General features: G+C 62.7%; 16 protein-coding genes. 5 read left to right on the forward strand and 11 right to left on the reverse strand.

Annotation, left to right across the window (positions count from 1 at the left end):
* Window positions 1-6 precede the first annotated feature (6 nt).
* From ccoG to AAG793_RS03590, 7 genes are all read right to left on the reverse strand, one after another.
* Window positions 7-1,443 carry a cytochrome c oxidase accessory protein CcoG gene (gene ccoG / locus AAG793_RS03560; RefSeq protein WP_341904102.1) on the reverse strand — a complete coding sequence of 479 codons (1,437 nt, stop codon included), beginning with the start codon at window positions 1,441-1,443 and terminating at the stop codon, window positions 7-9.
* 7 nt (window positions 1,444-1,450) lie between these two features.
* Window positions 1,451-2,368, reverse strand: a complete 918-nt coding sequence (gene ccoP, locus AAG793_RS03565) for a cytochrome-c oxidase, cbb3-type subunit III (RefSeq protein ID WP_341904104.1) — start codon at window positions 2,366-2,368, stop codon at window positions 1,451-1,453.
* A gap of 60 nt (window positions 2,369-2,428) precedes the next feature.
* Window positions 2,429-2,566, reverse strand: a complete 138-nt coding sequence (locus AAG793_RS03570) for a CcoQ/FixQ family Cbb3-type cytochrome c oxidase assembly chaperone (RefSeq protein ID WP_341904107.1) — start codon at window positions 2,564-2,566, stop codon at window positions 2,429-2,431.
* Between the two features lie 30 nt (window positions 2,567-2,596).
* Window positions 2,597-3,226 carry a cytochrome-c oxidase, cbb3-type subunit II gene (gene ccoO, locus AAG793_RS03575; RefSeq protein WP_341904111.1) on the reverse strand — a complete coding sequence of 210 codons (630 nt, stop codon included), beginning with the start codon at window positions 3,224-3,226 and terminating at the stop codon, window positions 2,597-2,599.
* Window positions 3,227-3,243: 17 nt separating this feature from the next.
* A complete protein-coding gene (ccoN, locus tag AAG793_RS03580; RefSeq protein WP_341904113.1) occupies window positions 3,244-4,677 on the reverse strand; it encodes a cytochrome-c oxidase, cbb3-type subunit I in 1,434 nt (477 codons plus the stop codon).
* A 65-nt stretch (window positions 4,678-4,742) separates the two neighbouring features.
* Window positions 4,743-4,880: a cbb3-type cytochrome oxidase assembly protein CcoS gene (gene ccoS / locus AAG793_RS03585; RefSeq protein ID WP_341904115.1), complete on the reverse strand. Its 138-nt coding sequence runs from the start codon at window positions 4,878-4,880 to the stop codon at window positions 4,743-4,745.
* Window positions 4,881-7,208 carry a cation-translocating P-type ATPase gene (locus AAG793_RS03590; protein ID WP_341904119.1) on the reverse strand — a complete coding sequence of 776 codons (2,328 nt, stop codon included), beginning with the start codon at window positions 7,206-7,208 and terminating at the stop codon, window positions 4,881-4,883.
* A 103-nt stretch (window positions 7,209-7,311) separates the two neighbouring features.
* Between AAG793_RS03590 and AAG793_RS03595 the strand changes: the two genes are divergently transcribed.
* From AAG793_RS03595 to AAG793_RS03610, 4 genes are all read left to right on the forward strand, one after another.
* Entirely contained in the window at window positions 7,312-7,755 is a 444-nt protein-coding gene (locus AAG793_RS03595) for a universal stress protein (RefSeq protein WP_341904122.1), read from the forward strand.
* Between the two features lie 72 nt (window positions 7,756-7,827).
* A complete protein-coding gene (locus AAG793_RS03600) occupies window positions 7,828-8,220 on the forward strand; it encodes a TraR/DksA C4-type zinc finger protein (RefSeq protein ID WP_341904125.1) in 393 nt (130 codons plus the stop codon).
* 89 nt (window positions 8,221-8,309) lie between these two features.
* Window positions 8,310-8,732: a universal stress protein gene (locus tag AAG793_RS03605; protein ID WP_341904130.1), complete on the forward strand. Its 423-nt coding sequence runs from the start codon at window positions 8,310-8,312 to the stop codon at window positions 8,730-8,732.
* A 174-nt stretch (window positions 8,733-8,906) separates the two neighbouring features.
* The gene (locus AAG793_RS03610) at window positions 8,907-9,839 is read left to right on the forward strand and encodes a hypothetical protein (RefSeq protein ID WP_341904131.1); all 933 of its coding nucleotides are present in this window, start codon (window positions 8,907-8,909) and stop codon (window positions 9,837-9,839) included.
* A gap of 35 nt (window positions 9,840-9,874) precedes the next feature.
* On the opposite strand, the gene AAG793_RS03615 is transcribed toward AAG793_RS03610, so the two are convergent.
* Both AAG793_RS03615 and AAG793_RS03620 read right to left on the reverse strand, forming a co-directional pair.
* The gene (locus tag AAG793_RS03615; protein ID WP_341904135.1) at window positions 9,875-10,810 is read right to left on the reverse strand and encodes an adenylate/guanylate cyclase domain-containing protein; all 936 of its coding nucleotides are present in this window, start codon (window positions 10,808-10,810) and stop codon (window positions 9,875-9,877) included.
* Between the two features lie 152 nt (window positions 10,811-10,962).
* Window positions 10,963-12,438, reverse strand: coding sequence for an aldehyde dehydrogenase family protein (locus tag AAG793_RS03620; protein ID WP_341904137.1), 1,476 nt, complete (start codon window positions 12,436-12,438; stop codon window positions 10,963-10,965).
* 327 nt (window positions 12,439-12,765) lie between these two features.
* Here AAG793_RS03620 and AAG793_RS03625 point away from each other — a divergent pair, with 327 nt between their 5' ends.
* Complete coding sequence (locus AAG793_RS03625; protein ID WP_341904140.1) at window positions 12,766-13,074, forward strand: hypothetical protein; 309 nt, start codon at window positions 12,766-12,768, stop codon at window positions 13,072-13,074.
* Window positions 13,075-13,091: 17 nt separating this feature from the next.
* On the opposite strand, the gene AAG793_RS03630 is transcribed toward AAG793_RS03625, so the two are convergent.
* Complete coding sequence (locus AAG793_RS03630; RefSeq protein WP_341904142.1) at window positions 13,092-14,042, reverse strand: LD-carboxypeptidase; 951 nt, start codon at window positions 14,040-14,042, stop codon at window positions 13,092-13,094.
* Window positions 14,043-14,138: 96 nt separating this feature from the next.
* Window positions 14,139-15,101, reverse strand: a complete 963-nt coding sequence (locus AAG793_RS03635) for a response regulator (protein ID WP_341904144.1) — start codon at window positions 15,099-15,101, stop codon at window positions 14,139-14,141.
* Window positions 15,102-15,411: the final 310 nt, after the last annotated feature.

Below are 15,411 nucleotides of genomic sequence, written 5' to 3' on the forward strand. Positions count from 1 at the left end.
ATCCTTTCATCGTGGAACCAGAAACACCGATTTCTCTTCGACCTGCGCATGGCCCGGCTCATCGGCAATGCGGAACTCGATCGGGTGCGAGCCGGCTTCGGCCGAGCCATAGGGAATCTGCAAACGCACAGCGACCCAGCGCGATTCGGTCGGGCCGACCAGCACCTCGGCCTCTGAGGCGACCGCGAGGCCCTCCAGCCCGGCCGCTGTGATGCGGTAGCGCTGCGGCTGCTCGGTGGCATTCATGATCTGCAAGCGATAGACGTTTTCCAGCCGTCCACCTGCCACGATGCGCGACAGCGCCGTGCGGTCGCGCACCACATCGACCTTCAGCGGCACGCGTGCCATCAGGCTCCACAGCAGCGCCAGACACACCACGCCCAGCAGTGCGCTGTAGATCAGGATGCGCGGGCGCAGCACCCGCCGCCAGATGCGCGCGGCGCTCCACTTGCCGGCCAAGGCGTTCTCTGTGGTGAAGCGGATCAGGCCTCGCGGGTAGCCCATCCGGTCCATCACGCCGTCGCACACGTCCACACAGGCGGCGCAGCCAATGCATTCGTACTGCAGGCCTTCGCGGATGTCGATGCCGGTCGGGCAGACCTGTACGCACAGGGTGCAATCGACACAGGCCCCCAGCGACAGCTCGGCCAGGTTGGCCTGGCGCGAGCGTCCGCCGCGGGGCTCGCCCCGCTCGGCGTCGTAGCTGACGATCAGGGTGTCCTTGTCGAACATGGCGCTCTGAAAGCGTGCATACGGACACATGTACTTGCAGACCTGCTCGCGCAGAAAGCCGGCGTTTCCGTAGGTGGCAAAGCCATAGAACAGCACCCAGAAGACTTCCCAGCCGTCCATTCGCATCTGCAGAAACTGCTGCAGCAGCTCGCGCACCGGCACGAAATAAGCCACAAAGGTAAAGCCGGTCCACATCGCCACACTGATCCAGAGGGAGTGCTTCAGCCACTTCTTGCCGAGCTTTCCGGCAGAAAGCGGCGCGCCGTCCAGCCGCAATCGGGCGCTGCGATCACCCTCTACCTTGCGCTCTATCCAGAGAAACATTTCGGTGTAAACCGTCTGCGGGCAGGTGAACCCGCACCACAGGCGACCGGCAATGGCGGTGAACAGGAACAGCGACAAGGCACTGGCCACCAGCAGGCCCGTCAGGTAGATGAAGTCCTGCGGGTACAGCACGTAGCCAAACAGGTAGAAGCGCCGCGCACCGAGGTCAAACAGCACCGCCTGGCGCTGGCCCCATTCGAGCCAGGGCAGGCCATAGAAAACCAGCTGGGTCAGCGCCACAAACACCCAGCGCCAGCGGGCAAACACCCCGTTGACGGATCGGGGGTAGATCTTTTTCTGCGCCTCATACAGCGACTCCCCTCCCCCTGCAGGCACGGGCGCCACAGGCACGATGGGAATGACTTTTCTCGGAGCGGGAGATGTCACTGCGGCCTCAGGGTTTGGCTGCGGGGGCCTTGTTCGACAAGCCCCAGACATAGGCCGTCAGCACATGAATCTGCGCCTCGGTCAGCTTGTCGGCCTGGGCGGGCATCTCGTTGACCTTGCCTTTGTTGACCATCTCGACAATTGCTGGCGCCCCCCAGCCGTGCAGCCAGACGTCGTCGGCCAGATTGGGCGCGCCCATCGCCGCGTTGCCCTTGCCGTCGTTTCCGTGGCAGGCGGCGCACGCGGTGAACTTCGATTTGCCGAGCTGCGCGCGCACCGAGTCGTGCGGGCTGCCGGAAAGGCTCAGCACATACTGCGCGACGTTCCTCACATCGTCAGGGCTTCCGACGGCCGCGGCCATAGGGGGCATCAGCCCCTTGCGGCCCAGCGTCAGGGATTCCTTGATCTTGTCCGCAGAGCCGCCGTAGAGCCAGTCGACATCGGCGAGGTTCGGAAAGCCCTTGCTGCCGCGTGCGTCGGAGCCGTGGCACTGGGCGCAGTTGTTCATGAAGAGGCGCTCACCGACCGCCATGGCATTGGCATCGCCCGCCAGCTGCTCAGGGCTTTTGGCGGTGAAGCCGGCGTACAGCGGGGCCAGGTCCTTTTCAGCGCTGCTCATCTCGGCCTGGTATTCGCTGCGGGTGCTCCAGCCCATCTCGCCGGGGTAAGCGCCCAGGCCCGGGTAGGCCACGAGGTACAACAATGAGTACACCACCGACACCACAAAAAGCCACATCCACCAACGCGGCATGGGGTTGTTGGCTTCGCGCAGGTCTTCGTCCCACACATGGCCGGTGGTGTTGTCGCTGCGCTCGGGCAGCTTTTGCCGGGCCGTGAGCCACAACAGGACCAGCGAGCCGATGACGCTCACCAGCGTCAGCACGCCCACATACCAGGACCAGAAGTTGTCCGTGAAATCGCTCATACGCCGTATCCGATGCGTTGTGAAAAAGGGTTGAAGCGGGTGAATGAGGTTTGCATGGCCTCAGTCCTGCAGAAAGGGAATCTGGCCATCCTGTTCGAACCGGGCGCTGTTGCGCCGCGAGCAGGCCCACAGCAGGATGCCGATGAAGGTGGCAAAGCTCAGCAGGGTGGCGATGATGCGCAATGTGTTGACGTCCATGGCACTCTCTTTTTTGGGTCTGTTACAGGGTTACTTCAGGGCCTTGCCCATCACTTGCAGATACGCCACCAGCGCATCCATTTCGGTCTTGTCCTTGACGTCGGCAGCCGCCTGGGCGATCTCTGCGTCGGTGTACGGCACGCCGACGGTGCGCAGTGCCTTCATGCGTGGCGCCATGTCGGCCGGGTCGATGGTGGCCTTCTCCAGCCAAGGATAGGCTGGCATGTTCGATTCAGGCACCACATCGCGCGGATTGACCAGGTGGATGCGGTGCCATTCGTCGGTGTACTTGCCGCCCACACGGTGCAGGTCGGGCCCGGTGCGCTTGCTGCCCCACTGAAACGGGTGGTCATAGACGAATTCGCCAGCGACCGAGTAGTGCCCATAGCGCAGCGTCTCGGCGCGAAGGGGCCGGATCATCTGCGAGTGGCAGTTGTAGCAACCTTCGCGCAAATAAACATCGCGGCCAGCCAGTTGCAGCGCGTTGTAGGGCTTCACGCCTGCCAGCGGTGCGGTGGTGGACTTCTGGAAGAACAGCGGCACGATCTCGACCAGACCGCCCACGGCGATCACCAGCAGGATCAGGATGATCATCAGGAAGTTGTTGGTCTCGATCTTCTCGTGCGTGAAGCCGGCCACAGGTGCGTTGTCGTCTTTCATGGATCTGCTTTCTTGATTCAGGCGTGAGCCAGTGTGGGGACCGGCACGCGGACGGCGCTGCCCCGGGCGACGGTCATGCCGACATTCCAGGCCATCAGCACCATGCCGCCCAGATACAGCAAGCCGCCAGCGAAGCGCACGACATAGAAGGGGTACGTGGCCTTCACCGACTCGACAAAGGTGTAGGTCAGCGTTCCGTCGGCGTTGATGGCACGCCACATCAGGCCCTGCATCACGCCGGCGATCCACATGGCGGCGATGTACAGCACGATGCCGACGGTGGCAACCCAGAAGTGCACCTCGATAGCGCGCACCGAATACATCTGCTTCTGCCCGAACAGGCGGGGAATCAGGTAGTAGAGCGTGCCCATCGAGATCAGCCCGACCCAACCCAGCGCACCCGAGTGCACATGGCCCACCGTCCAGTCGGTGTAGTGCGAAAGCGCGTTCACCGTCTTGATCGACATCAGCGGGCCTTCAAGGGTGCTCATGCCGTAGAACGACAGCGACACGATGAGGAAGCGCAGGATCGGGTCTTCGCGCAGCTTGTGCCAGGCGCCCGACAGCGTCATCACGCCGTTGATCATGCCGCCCCAGCTGGGCGCCAGCAGGATCAGCGAGAACACCATGCCGACCGACTGCGTCCAGTCCGGCAAGGCGGTGTAGTGCAGGTGGTGTGGGCCCGCCCACATGTAGGTGAAGATCAGCGCCCAGAAGTGGACGATGGACAGGCGGTAGCTGTACACCGGCCGCTCGGCCTGCTTGGGAATGAAGTAATACATCATCCCCAGAAAGCCTGCTGTGAGGAAAAAGCCGACCGCGTTGTGGCCGTACCACCACTGCACCATGGCATCCTGCACACCGGCGTAGGCCGAGTAAGACTTCATCCAGCCGGCCGGCACCTCGGCGCTGTTGACCACATGCAGCACCGCTACCGCCAGAATGAAGGCGCCGTAAAACCAGTTGGCGACGTAGATGTGCCGGATCTTGCGAATCCCCAGGGTGCCGAAAAACACCACGGCGTAAGACACCCACACCAGCGTGATCAGGATGTCGATGGGCCACTCCAGCTCGGCGTATTCCTTGCCGGTGGTGTAGCCCATGGGCAGGCTGACCGCCGCCGCCACGATCACCGCCTGCCAGCCCCAGAAGGTGAAGGCGGCCAGCTTGGGCATGAACAGCGGCACGCTGCAGGTGCGCTGCACCACGTAGTAGCTGCTGCCAATCAGCGCGCAGCCGCCAAAGGCAAAGATCACCGCGTTGGTGTGCAGTGGCCTGAGGCGGCCGTAACTCAGCCAGGGGATTCCGAAGTTCAGTTCCGGCCAGGTCAGCTGCGCTGCAATCAACAGGCCGACGGCCATGCCCACCACGCCCCACAGCACGGCTGCCAGTGAAAACTGGCGCACCACCGTGTCGTGATAGACCACACCCCGCATCGTTTCTTCGTTCATGAAGCACCTTTTGTCTTGATGCTCCAGAGTGTCGGCGTGCCCTGCGCCCACACACTTGACACAGGTCAATCGCCGTGAAGAATGCGCTCGCCTTCCTGCTCCAGCGCCTCAAATTGCCCACGCCAGACGGCCCAGCCGAGCGCCCCCAGAATCAGCAAGGCCAGCACCACAGACAGGGGAATCAGCAGAAAAAGAATGTCCATTCAGTGCTCCAGTTCGTCAACGGCGATGGGCACAACTCGTGCCGAACGTGCAAGACGCGCCGCATTGGCCACGACCAGCAGGGAGCTCGCCGCCATGCCAAAGCCCGCCAGCCACGTCGGCATGTAACCCAGAATGGCCAGCGGCACGCAGGTGGCGTTGTAGAGGGCCGCCCACCAGAGGTTCTGGCGCACCACCGCACGGGTGTGCCGCGCCTTGGCCAGCAGCGCCACCACCGTCATGAGTTGGTTACCTGTGATGATGAAGTCGGCCTTGGCTTGCGCGAGGGGAACCGCCTGCCCCATGGCTACCGACACATCGGCGGCGGCCAGTACGGGGCCATCGTTCATGCCATCGCCCACCATCAGCACGCGATGCCCCTGGCGCTGCAGCCTTCGCACATGGTCCAGTTTGTCCTCGGGCGTGCACCGGCTGAAGCAATCCTCAATGCCTGCCCGGCTTGCCAGTGCGGTCACGGCCGCCCCGGTGTCACCTGACAGCAGTTGCACGCGAACGCCCAGTCCTTGCAGGGCTGTGACAGCCTCCTGCGCATCAGGCCGCAGGGCTTCGTCCAGTGCAAAGCCAGCAAGGTACTGCCTGCCGTCAGGCCGGCTGACTGACAGGTGAACCGAAAAATCTGCATGTGCGGCAGGCGCCTCGCAGAACGCGGTGGAGCCGAGCTGCAGGACTTGCGCTTCGCTGCCATCGGGCCGAGACACCCTGCCGCGCAGGCCGCTGCCAGCGACCTCCTCCACTTCGCTGGCAACCCAGTGGGGTGCAGGAAAGCGGTTGGCCATCGCGCGCGAGACAGGGTGCAGCGAATGCCGGGCCAGCGCACCGGCTCTTTCGCAGGCCTCTTCACGGTTCACGCCCGGCGGGCTGTGGACGGTGACGACCTCCATGCGGTCCTCGGTCAGCGTGCCGGTCTTGTCGAAGATCACCGTGTCAATGACCGCACCGCTTTCCAGTGCCTGCAGCTTGCGCACCAGCACGCCGCGCCTGGCCAGCGCGCCGGCACCGGCGAGCATGGCTGCGGGCGTGGCAAGCGACAAGGCACACGGGCAGGTCACGATCAGCACCGCCACCGCCACCGCCAAGGCATGCGACGGCCCCATCGGCCACCACCAGAAAGCCGCTGCGGCAGTGGCCAGCAGCACCGCCACCAGAAACGGACTGGCAATGCGGTCCACCAGTTGCACCAGGCCGGGCTTTTCGACCGACGCCTGCTCCATCAGGGCCACAATTTCGGCAAACCGGGTGTGTGCCCCGACGCGTTGCACCCGCACCAGCAGCACGCCAGTGAGGTTGTGGCTGCCGGCAATCACTGCGTTGCAGGTCTTCCTGAGCACGGGTTTGGACTCTCCCGTCAGCAGTGACTGGTCGACCCGGCTTTCGCCAGACTCCACCTCGCCGTCAGCCGGGAAAGCCTGACCGGGCAGCACGCGGATCAGGTCGCCCACGACCAGTCGGCGCACCGCCACTGCCCGAAAACTGCCATCGTTTTCCCGCCGCTCCACGCGGTCAGGCAGGCGGCGCACCAGTGCTTCCAGGGCGCCAGCGGTACGGTCGCGCAGGCGCTGCTCCAGCAGGCGGCCCGACAGCAGGAAAAACACAAACATCGACACCGAGTCATAGGCGGCGTTAGCGCCCCACGGCCCAGACGGGTCAAAAGTGGCAATGGTGCTGGCAGCAAAGGCAATCAGCACACCCAGGGCCACCGGCACATCCATGCCGATGCGTCGGTGCTGCAGGTCACGCAGTGCACCCGAGAAAAAAGGCCAGCATGAAAACAGCAGCACCGGCAGGGTCAGCACCCACGAGGCCCAGCCCAGCAGGGCCTTGATATCCGGCGTGATCTCACCCGCCGGGGCCAGGTAGGCCGGCACCGCGTACATCATGACCTGCATCATGCAGAACCCGGCCACCAGCCAACGCCACAGCATCAGCCGCTGCGCCTGTGTGCGGTGGGTGGCTAGCATCAGGTCACCGGCAGGAAGTGCCCCGTAACCCGCCTTGTTCAGGGCCGCGAGCCAGAGGGACGGCCGTGTGGCCTGCGGCTGCCACTGGATGCTGGCCGATGCCGTGACGCCATTGACCCGCACCGTGTCCACTCCGGGCAGGCGAGCCAGCACCTCTTCAACCGTGAGCGCACAGGCCGCGCAACGCAGGCCCTCAAGCATCAGGCAGGACTCCCAGTGCCCCTCACGCCCTGCCACGGGTCGGCTGAACGCTTCCCATTCGGCGGGCTCGTCCATCGCTGCCCACGGCGAGACCTCGCCCATGAGAGGCACGAGTGGGGTGACGGGAGACAAGGCGGTCGCAGTCTGCATGGCCCCAAGGGTAGCCAGCACGACCCGAGAGGAAGTTGACATACATCAAAACGGGGCCCTTGCAGCGCACTAGACTTCGCTCATCAACACAGGAGAACCCACCATGTACACCCGTATTCTTGTTGCAACTGACGGTTCGACACTTTCCAGAAAGGCGGTCAAGGACGCCATCGCCCTTTGCGCTGCGGTGGGCGCCGACCTTGTCGCGCTCAATGTGGTGCCACGCTACCCTGTGAGCTACTTCGAGGGCGGTGCGAGCATCTCGCCCCAGGACATCGGGCGCATGGAAAAGGAATGGGCCGACAAATCGCTGGCGATTGTGGAAGCCGTACGAAAGACGGCGGAAGCCGCCGGCGTCAAAGCCAAGGGCGTGCTGGCGAAGTCAGACATCGTTTCGGCTTCCATCCTGACTGCCGCCAAAAAACACAAGTGCGACCTCATCGTGATGGCCTCGCACGGCCGCAAGGGCATCTCGCGCATCCTGCTGGGCAGCGAGACCCAACAGGTGCTGACGCACAGCACGATTCCTGTGCTGGTATTGCGCTGATCGGTACCACCTGACACCGCAGCACGGCGCATTTGCAGTTGATTTGCCGCTGATTCACCAACGGATTTCCCCATGACCCACGACGCAAGCTCACTGGCCAAGCACTTCGGTCCCCTCCTCGTCCGGCGTGAAGCCGAGCTGAGGGCAGCCCTGGAGACAGTCCAGCACCGCGAACTGGCAGACGAGCAGGCCACCAGCGGCGAGGTTCAGGACTTCAAGGACATGGCCTACCGTGAGGTGCAGGCGGACATGGCGGCCCTGGACGCCGACCGCACGGCCGCCGAACTGGCGCAGGCGCTCGCTGCACGCCGCCGGCTGCAGGACGGCAGCTTCGGGTGCTGTGAGCAATGTGGTCAGGACATTGATCTTCGCCGGCTGGAAGCCTTGCCGGCCACCCCCCTGTGTGTGACTTGTCAGGCCGCCAGCGAGAGCACGCTGGCCACCCGTGAGCCACACGCCCAGTGAGCGCAAGGAAGATGCCGGCATCACCCTGAGCGCTGGGCTGCCTGTCAAATTCCCTATACTCCACTGCACACATTTTTTGGAGAAACCCCATGAGAATCCTGTTGGCTGTTGACGGTAGCAAGTTCACCAAAAAGGCGCTCGCCTTCCTGAGCACCCACGAGGGTCTGGCAGGACCCGAGGACCATCTGGTGGTGCTGCATGTCCAGCCGCCCTTGAGCCCCCGCGTCAAGAGCATGGTCGGTGCCGACGCGGTTCGCGAATACCAGGCCGAGGAATCTGCAAAAGTCCTCAAGCCCATCGAGAAATTCCTGAAGAACCATGCCATTCCGTTTGAGACGCAGTGGGTGGTGGGTTCACCTGTCGCAGAGATCATCGGTGCCGCCAAGAAGAAAAAGGCCCACATGATCGTGATGGGAACGCATGGCCACGGCCTGCTGGGCCGTGCACTGATGGGCAGCGTCGCGCAACGTGTGGTGGCCGACAGCGACTTGCCTGTGCTGCTGGTGAAGTAATCCTTCTTCTGTTTGTATGGCCCATGCTGGTCTGTGGTGGCTGATGTCACCGCGTCCAGCGAATGGCGCGCCCTTGTACGACCTGCAACTGGCATGTAGGTCCGCACAGACAAGCGCCGTAGGTGACTGCGGCGTCCTCCCGAAACAGCGCTGCCAACATGGCAGACTGACCGCATGACTTCATGCTGGACCTCTTTACGTTTCTCTGCTGCTCGGTTAAGTAGCGTTCTGCCAAGCCTGCTGCTGGTTGCACTGGCGACATTCAACACGGTGCAGGCACAAGTGCCGGCTCCCTCCTCCGCTGCGGCTGACGTCCAAGCCACTGCGCTGGTCGACAAACACCAAACCCTTCAGAGCCGGCTAACCAGCAGCCCCTACGGCCGTCCACTGGTGCTGGACTCGCTGCAGTCCGCCAGTACCGTCAGTGGCGATGTGCATGCCGTGCTTGACGCCCCGTTTGCGACGGTCAGCCGTGCGCTGCAGAATCCACGGGTCTGGTGCGAGATCATGATCCTGCACATCAACACCAAGATGTGCCGCGTCACCGGCGCCGCAAGCCCAGCCATGATTCGCCTGAACATCGGCAAGAAGGATGAACAGCACATCGAAGACACCTTTGCGCTGGACCTCGCCTTTCAGCCGGTGTCGAGCAGTGCCAGCCATCTCCGTACACGTCTGGATGGCGCCAAAGGCCCCTTGGGCACCAGCAACTACGTGATCGAGCTGGCAGCAGCCGCCCTGCCAGGCGGGAAAACCTTTCTGCACCTGCGTTACGCATCGCGCTATGGAACGGCAAGCCAGCTGGCCATGCAGGCCTATCTGGCGACTGTGGGGCGCTCCAAAGTGGGATTTTCAAGCGTGCAACAAGGTCAGACCTCCGGACTGGTCGGTGGCCTGCGCGGCACGGCCGAGCGCAACACCATGCGCTACTACCTGGCCATTGAGGCCTATTTCGCCACACTCGAAAAACCGGCGGCGCAGCAATTCGATTCGCGCCTGCAATACTGGTTTGACGCCACGGAGTCGTATGCGCGCCAGCTGCGCGAGATGGACCGCGAGACCTACCTCACGATGAAGCGCAAGGAATACCAGCGGCAAGCGCTCTGAACCCGAAAAGCAAACGGGTTAAAGCGCGGCCGCCTTCAGAACCGCTTGATCGGGCTTCCTGATCGCCGAAAACTCACCGTCGGCACGCTGAAGTCCTCAAACGGCGCGCCAAGCGCAATCTCTCCGTCCAGCAGCAGCACGCACTCCTGACGGCGCAAGGCAATCACATCGGCGCTGCCGGCGAACTTCACCCAGGTGCCGTAGCTGCTGACGTCTTCGAGATAGAACTTGCCATCGCGCCATTCCAGCTTGGCGTGGCGGCGCGACACCCGCGGGTCCTGGATCACGAACTGGCCCAACTCGTCGCGCCCGATGAAGATGGGCATTTCGGCAGCAGGAAACTCGATCTGCGTACCCAGCCATGACAGTGAAATCGTGTCCAGCCCGGCATCCGGCTTCGCCCTGACCGATGCCAGCAGAGACAGGCTGGCGGGCACCGTGAATGTCTCTGACTGCAGCTCCTGCTGCCACTCGATCTGGTGCACCACGCACGGCTCCTGGCGTCCGCGGATCTTCATCGGCCCAAGGCGCCGGAATCGCACCAGGCTGTCGGGCGCAAGGCTTTCAATCACGCTGTCGCTGGCCAGAATCTGCTCGGGGCCGCACAGGTCACTCAGGCGCGAGGCGACATTCACTGCGTCACCGAAACAGTCGCCGCCCTGCTCCACCACATCACCGCGCGCCATACCCACCTGCAGCCGCATCTTCAGCGGCTCTGGCCAGCTGGCGATGCGGCCCTGATGCACGCGTTGCAGCTCACAGGCCGCTTCAATGGCACTCTGGTTGTACGCAAACACGATGAGCACGCCGTCGCCAAGGTATTTGATGACCTGGCCACCAGATGCTTCGCACACCTGGCCGACCCACTGGGTCAGCCGGGTGATGGCCTGGGTGGCCTTGGCATTGCCGAGAGACTCAAAGACCCCGGTGCTGCCGGTGAGGTCTGCAAAAACAACTGTGACTTCGGCCATTGAAACTGCCTGACGGGCGCTAGACGTGCTGATGAAGGAGGGGATCGGAGGGTCGTCAAGCGAATTGGCGCGAGGTCAAGCCGGATGAATCACTCAGTCGATTTAATCACAACGCAGGGAACAGCGCAGGCCTGAAATCAAGCCGTACGGGTTCAAGCCGCGCTGGGCTTGAGCTGCATGGCCTTGTACTCCAGAAACTCCTCAAAGCCGTAAACACCGTTCTCCCGGCCATTGCCCGACTGCTTGTAGCCGCCAAAGGGCGCCTGCCCGTTGAACGGCCCACCGTTGATGTCCACCTGGCCCGTCCGCATGCGCCTTGCCACAGCCATGGCGCGTTCATCGGTGCCAGCCCAGACCGCACCGCCCAGACCGTAGATCGTGTTGTTGGCAATCGCCACCGCTTCCTCTTCATCGCGGTACGGAATCACCAAGAGCACCGGGCCGAAGATCTCTTCCTGCGCCAGCATGTCGGTGGGCTTGATGCCAAGGATGGTGGGCTCCACAAAATAGCCGGTGCTGAACGCCGGCGGCATGTCGCCCCCGGCAATCACGTCTGCCCCCTCAGCGATGCCGGTGCGGATGAAGGCCATCACGCGGTCACGCTGGGCGGCGCTGACCAGCGGGCCGAGTTTGCTGGCTTCGTCCAGGCTCGGACCAATCGGGAAGCGTGCGATGGCAGCCTGTGCGAGTGCACGCACCTCCTGGTAGCGGCTGGCGGGCACCAGCATGCGGGTATGGGCCGAGCAGGTCTGGCCGCTGTTGAGCATGCAGGCCGATACCGTGCCCTTGACGGCAGCTTCCATGTTGGCGTCGTCCAGAATCACACTGGCCGATTTGCCACCCAGTTCCAGCGCCACACGCTTGACGGTCTGGCTGGCCAGTTCGGCCACGCGCTTGCCGGCGCGGGTCGAGCCGGTGAAGCTCACCATGTCCACCTCGGGGTGGGTCGCCAGAACCTCACCCACCACTGGCCCGAGGCCATTGACCAGATTGAACACGCCGGGTGGCAGACCCGCCTCGTGAATGATCTCCGCAAGAATCATTGCGTTGACCGGTGCGATCTCGCTGGGCTTGAGCACCACAGTGCAGCCTGCGACCAGGGCCGGTGCAATCTTCAGCGTGATCTGGCTGAGTGGGAAGTTCCATGGCGTGATGCAGCCCACGACGCCGATGGGCTCACGCACCACCAGCGAGTTTCCGACTTTCTTTTCCCACTCGAAATGGCGGGCCACCTTCGCAAAGTTGCCCCAGTGCCAGGCCGGTCCGCCGACCTGAACGGCGCGCGCCATCTTGAGCGGCATCCCGACCTCCCTCGCAATGGCGAGGGCCAGCTCATCGGTTCTGGCCTTGATGCCGGCGGCAATCTTGTCGAGAAAGGCCGCGCGTGTTTCCAGCGGCAAACCTGACCAGCTGTCGAAGGCCGCTCGGGCCGCCATCACGGCTGATTGCGCTTCGGCCACGGTGCCCGCTGGCACGGTGGCCATCAATGCTTCAGTGCTGGAGTCATGCACAGGCAACCGGTCTGTGGACTGTGCCTTGACCCACTGTCCGCCGATGTAATGGGCCGGATAGGTGATGCTGGCGGCACTGCCTGCGGGGCTGTTTGGGGTGTGGTTCGAGGGGGTCATCTTGCCAATCCGGCCCGTCAGGCCAAAACGATAAAACCGCTAAAAGTGATGAAGTATTTGGATTGTCTGTGTGAATATGCACGTAGTTCAAAAGAACTAAAGAAACGATCCACCAAGAAACAACTTCACATCTGGTTACTAACTCATTGATTCATTTGTTGTTTTGCGTTAACCAAGTCACCTCAATCCGGTTGCCAGCAACAACGGCTCGTCTTAATCTAACAGATCGAACGTGACATGAAGTGACACTTTGTAGTACCGAGGCAAGTCCACCAGAAAGTTGTGAGCCGTATGCACTGGTTGAAAAGTAATCTCAAAAGCAGTTTCATGGCCATCCTGGGAACAGGGGATGGCCCGCCGGCTGCACTCGATGATCGTCTGGAGGAAATCCGGGAGTTGATGGTGGACGAGATGGGCGACTTCGGCGAACGGCACTTCCCGAAAATCGTCCGCCGCATCCGCTATGCGTCTGACGCGCAAGGCCTCTGGTACGCACGTGGCGACGTGATGGCTGTGCTGGCAACCGTTCACGGCGAGACGCTGGCGCGCAAGAAGGTTCAGCAGATCAGCGACAAGTTCAGTGGCATCCTGCCGCGCGGGCTCGCCTCACGCTCCAGCCCGCTCACTCTTCGTTGAGCCTCCAGGGCACTGCCTCAGTGCTCGTGCCCCCAAAGCAGGAAAGCGTCACGTCCCTCGACCGCCAGCGTCACTTTCTCGCCCACCGGCAGCAGTACCTTGGTCGCCACATGGCCGAAGGGCAAGCCGGTCAACACGCGCGCCTTGATCTGGCTTTGCAGCCAGGTCACCACGGAATCCAGCTTGAACCCCCGGTCATGTGACGACAGCTTGTAATTCGTGAACTGACCGAACACCACCGCCTTCTGCTGCCCCAGGATGCCGGCGTGCAGTAACTGCGTGAGCATGCGTTCTACACGGTAGGGGTGCTCGCTGATGTCTTCAATGAACAGAATGCCGCCCTTGATCTGCGGCAGATAGGGCGTTCCCACCAGCGACGCCAACATGGCCAGGTTGCCGCCCCACAGCGTGGCCTGGTTGATCTGAAAATCAGTGCGCGCAGTTGAGAGGGCTGTGGTTACTGGCGCTGCAAGGGGCGTCGCTTTAGGCAAGCGCCAGCCACTGCCCTCCCCTTGCCCGCACAGCAGGTCGTCAAAGCAGGCCTGCATGATTTCGTCAGGTGCTTCTTCGCCGCCAAAGTCTTCGGCCAATGCCGGGCCCGCCCATGTCACGCTGCCCGTGGTAGCAAGCAAGGCCATCTGCAGCGCCGTAAAGTCGCTCAGTCCGACGAAGCGGGTGCCCTTGTCGATGGCCTTGGCAAGCGCTTTGTAACGGATCTGGGGTAACAAACGCGAAAGGCCGTAACCCCCGCGCGAGATCAGCGCTACGTCAGCACCACTGGCTGCTGCGCGGTGAATGGCTGCGAGCCGGGTGGCATCGTCGCCGGCGAAACGCTGATGACTGGCCAGTGCCGCCTCATCCACCTCGACCTCGTGGCCCATGGCCTCAAGCCGCTTCACTGCCCGCCGGAACTTCGCCTTGTCACGGACCGCGCTGGACGGGGAATAGATGTAGATGTGTTGCGTCACGGAAGACAGTCGCCCGAAATAGGAAAAGGAGTAAGCAGGAAAGCGAAGACAGGCAAGAAAGGGAATAAACAGGCTGGCGCTGCAGCCGCCGTTGCATCAGCCAAACACGGTCCGGTTGGCCACATCGTCGAGATCGGCAAAGACCTTGTCGATATCCACAGGTTTGGTCCAGTAACCGTCAAAGCCGGCTTCCTTGGCCGCCTGCTTGTGCTCGGGCTGGTTGTCCCCGGAGCACATGAAGACCGGCGTGTTCTTCAGGCCCTCGACCTGGCGCATTCTTTTGATCAGATCAATGCCGTGGGTGTCTGGCAAGTGTGCGTCCAGCACCAACACATGGGGGAGCCAGCTCTGTGCAATGTCAAAACCCTTGGCTCCGTCCTGCGCGATGCGCAGCTCCACATCTTCCCGCGTCTGCATGACCTCGTCGAACAGCATCAGGTTGAACATGTTGTCTTCGACATAAAGCACACGCATTTTCTGCTTTGGCCTGGACGAAACTTTTTCGGCTTCGCTGGCGCTCTGCTCGGGTGGCGTCGTGGCGACCGGGCTTGGCGACGGTGCCTCTGGTGCCCAGTGCTGGTCGGACGACAAGGCCGTCATGGCGCGAAAGCGCTCTGCCGTCTCCAGCAGCGCACGCTCGACGCGTTTGCGCTCAGTGATGTCCAGCGCCAGCAGCACATGGGCGGTCACGCGGCCGTGGGCATCGCGCTCGCCGTAGCGGCGGACATGCAATTCAACAGCCCGTCCGTCCGGACGGATCAGACGGCAGTCAAGCTCGCGCGGCTCGTTCGACTGGCCCGCCTCCTGGCCAGCATCCCGAAAACGTGACCGGTCGGCCGCATCGATCAGCGACTCCAGCTCGGCCAGTGTGATGGGGCGTGCATCCCGGTCCAGGCCGAACATGTCGCAGGCGCGGCTGTTGAGCTTGAGCTGGCCGGACGGGCCAATCACGACCTGCGCCACACCGGTGAGTTCCATCAGCTGCTGCTGCATGGCCAGATGGGCCGCCGTCAGCCTGAGTTCGGGCTCGGGTTTGAAATCTGGCAGGAGGTCGGTCATGGAATGAGCCCTTGGAAATCAACGATGCACGCCACAGGTCGGCTTCGATGAGGGGTTGGATGGAGGCCCTGCTGACGCATTTTTTATGACGCATTCTTCACGCGTTTTTGACGCACTTTTTGGTAGCGCTGACGGGAGATATGCCCGCTTGTCCTAGCTGGAAAGTACGTCGTTCTGGGCTCATTTTTAACACACTTCATCCGTTTTCTGCGAGGTTCGCTGCAACATATTGCCTGTTCGTGGGCCCCTGAAAACCAGCGTACTACACAGCGCTGACTGCAGTGCGCCAGCTTGTCACACAGCATTGTCA

Origin of the sequence: Polaromonas sp. YR568 (assembly GCF_943372955.1) — a bacterium.
Classification (GTDB): domain Bacteria; phylum Pseudomonadota; class Gammaproteobacteria; order Burkholderiales; family Burkholderiaceae_C; genus Polaromonas.

Coding starts and splice junctions, on each gene's coding strand:
- ccoP (WP_341904104.1), bottom strand. CDS start 2,368: ATGAGCGATTTCACGGACAACTTCTGGTCCTGGTATGTGGGCGTGCTG.
- AAG793_RS03570 (WP_341904107.1), bottom strand. CDS start 2,566: ATGGACGTCAACACATTGCGCATCATCGCCACCCTGCTGAGCTTTGCC.
- ccoO (WP_341904111.1), bottom strand. CDS start 3,226: ATGAAAGACGACAACGCACCTGTGGCCGGCTTCACGCACGAGAAGATC.
- ccoN (WP_341904113.1), bottom strand. CDS start 4,677: ATGAACGAAGAAACGATGCGGGGTGTGGTCTATCACGACACGGTGGTG.
- ccoS (WP_341904115.1), bottom strand. CDS start 4,880: ATGGACATTCTTTTTCTGCTGATTCCCCTGTCTGTGGTGCTGGCCTTG.
- AAG793_RS03590 (WP_341904119.1), bottom strand. CDS start 7,208: ATGCAGACTGCGACCGCCTTGTCTCCCGTCACCCCACTCGTGCCTCTC.
- AAG793_RS03595 (WP_341904122.1), top strand. CDS start 7,312: ATGTACACCCGTATTCTTGTTGCAACTGACGGTTCGACACTTTCCAGA.
- AAG793_RS03600 (WP_341904125.1), top strand. CDS start 7,828: ATGACCCACGACGCAAGCTCACTGGCCAAGCACTTCGGTCCCCTCCTC.
- AAG793_RS03605 (WP_341904130.1), top strand. CDS start 8,310: ATGAGAATCCTGTTGGCTGTTGACGGTAGCAAGTTCACCAAAAAGGCG.
- AAG793_RS03610 (WP_341904131.1), top strand. CDS start 8,907: ATGACTTCATGCTGGACCTCTTTACGTTTCTCTGCTGCTCGGTTAAGT.
- AAG793_RS03615 (WP_341904135.1), bottom strand. CDS start 10,810: ATGGCCGAAGTCACAGTTGTTTTTGCAGACCTCACCGGCAGCACCGGG.
- AAG793_RS03620 (WP_341904137.1), bottom strand. CDS start 12,438: ATGACCCCCTCGAACCACACCCCAAACAGCCCCGCAGGCAGTGCCGCC.
- AAG793_RS03625 (WP_341904140.1), top strand. CDS start 12,766: ATGGCCATCCTGGGAACAGGGGATGGCCCGCCGGCTGCACTCGATGAT.
- AAG793_RS03635 (WP_341904144.1), bottom strand. CDS start 15,101: ATGACCGACCTCCTGCCAGATTTCAAACCCGAGCCCGAACTCAGGCTG.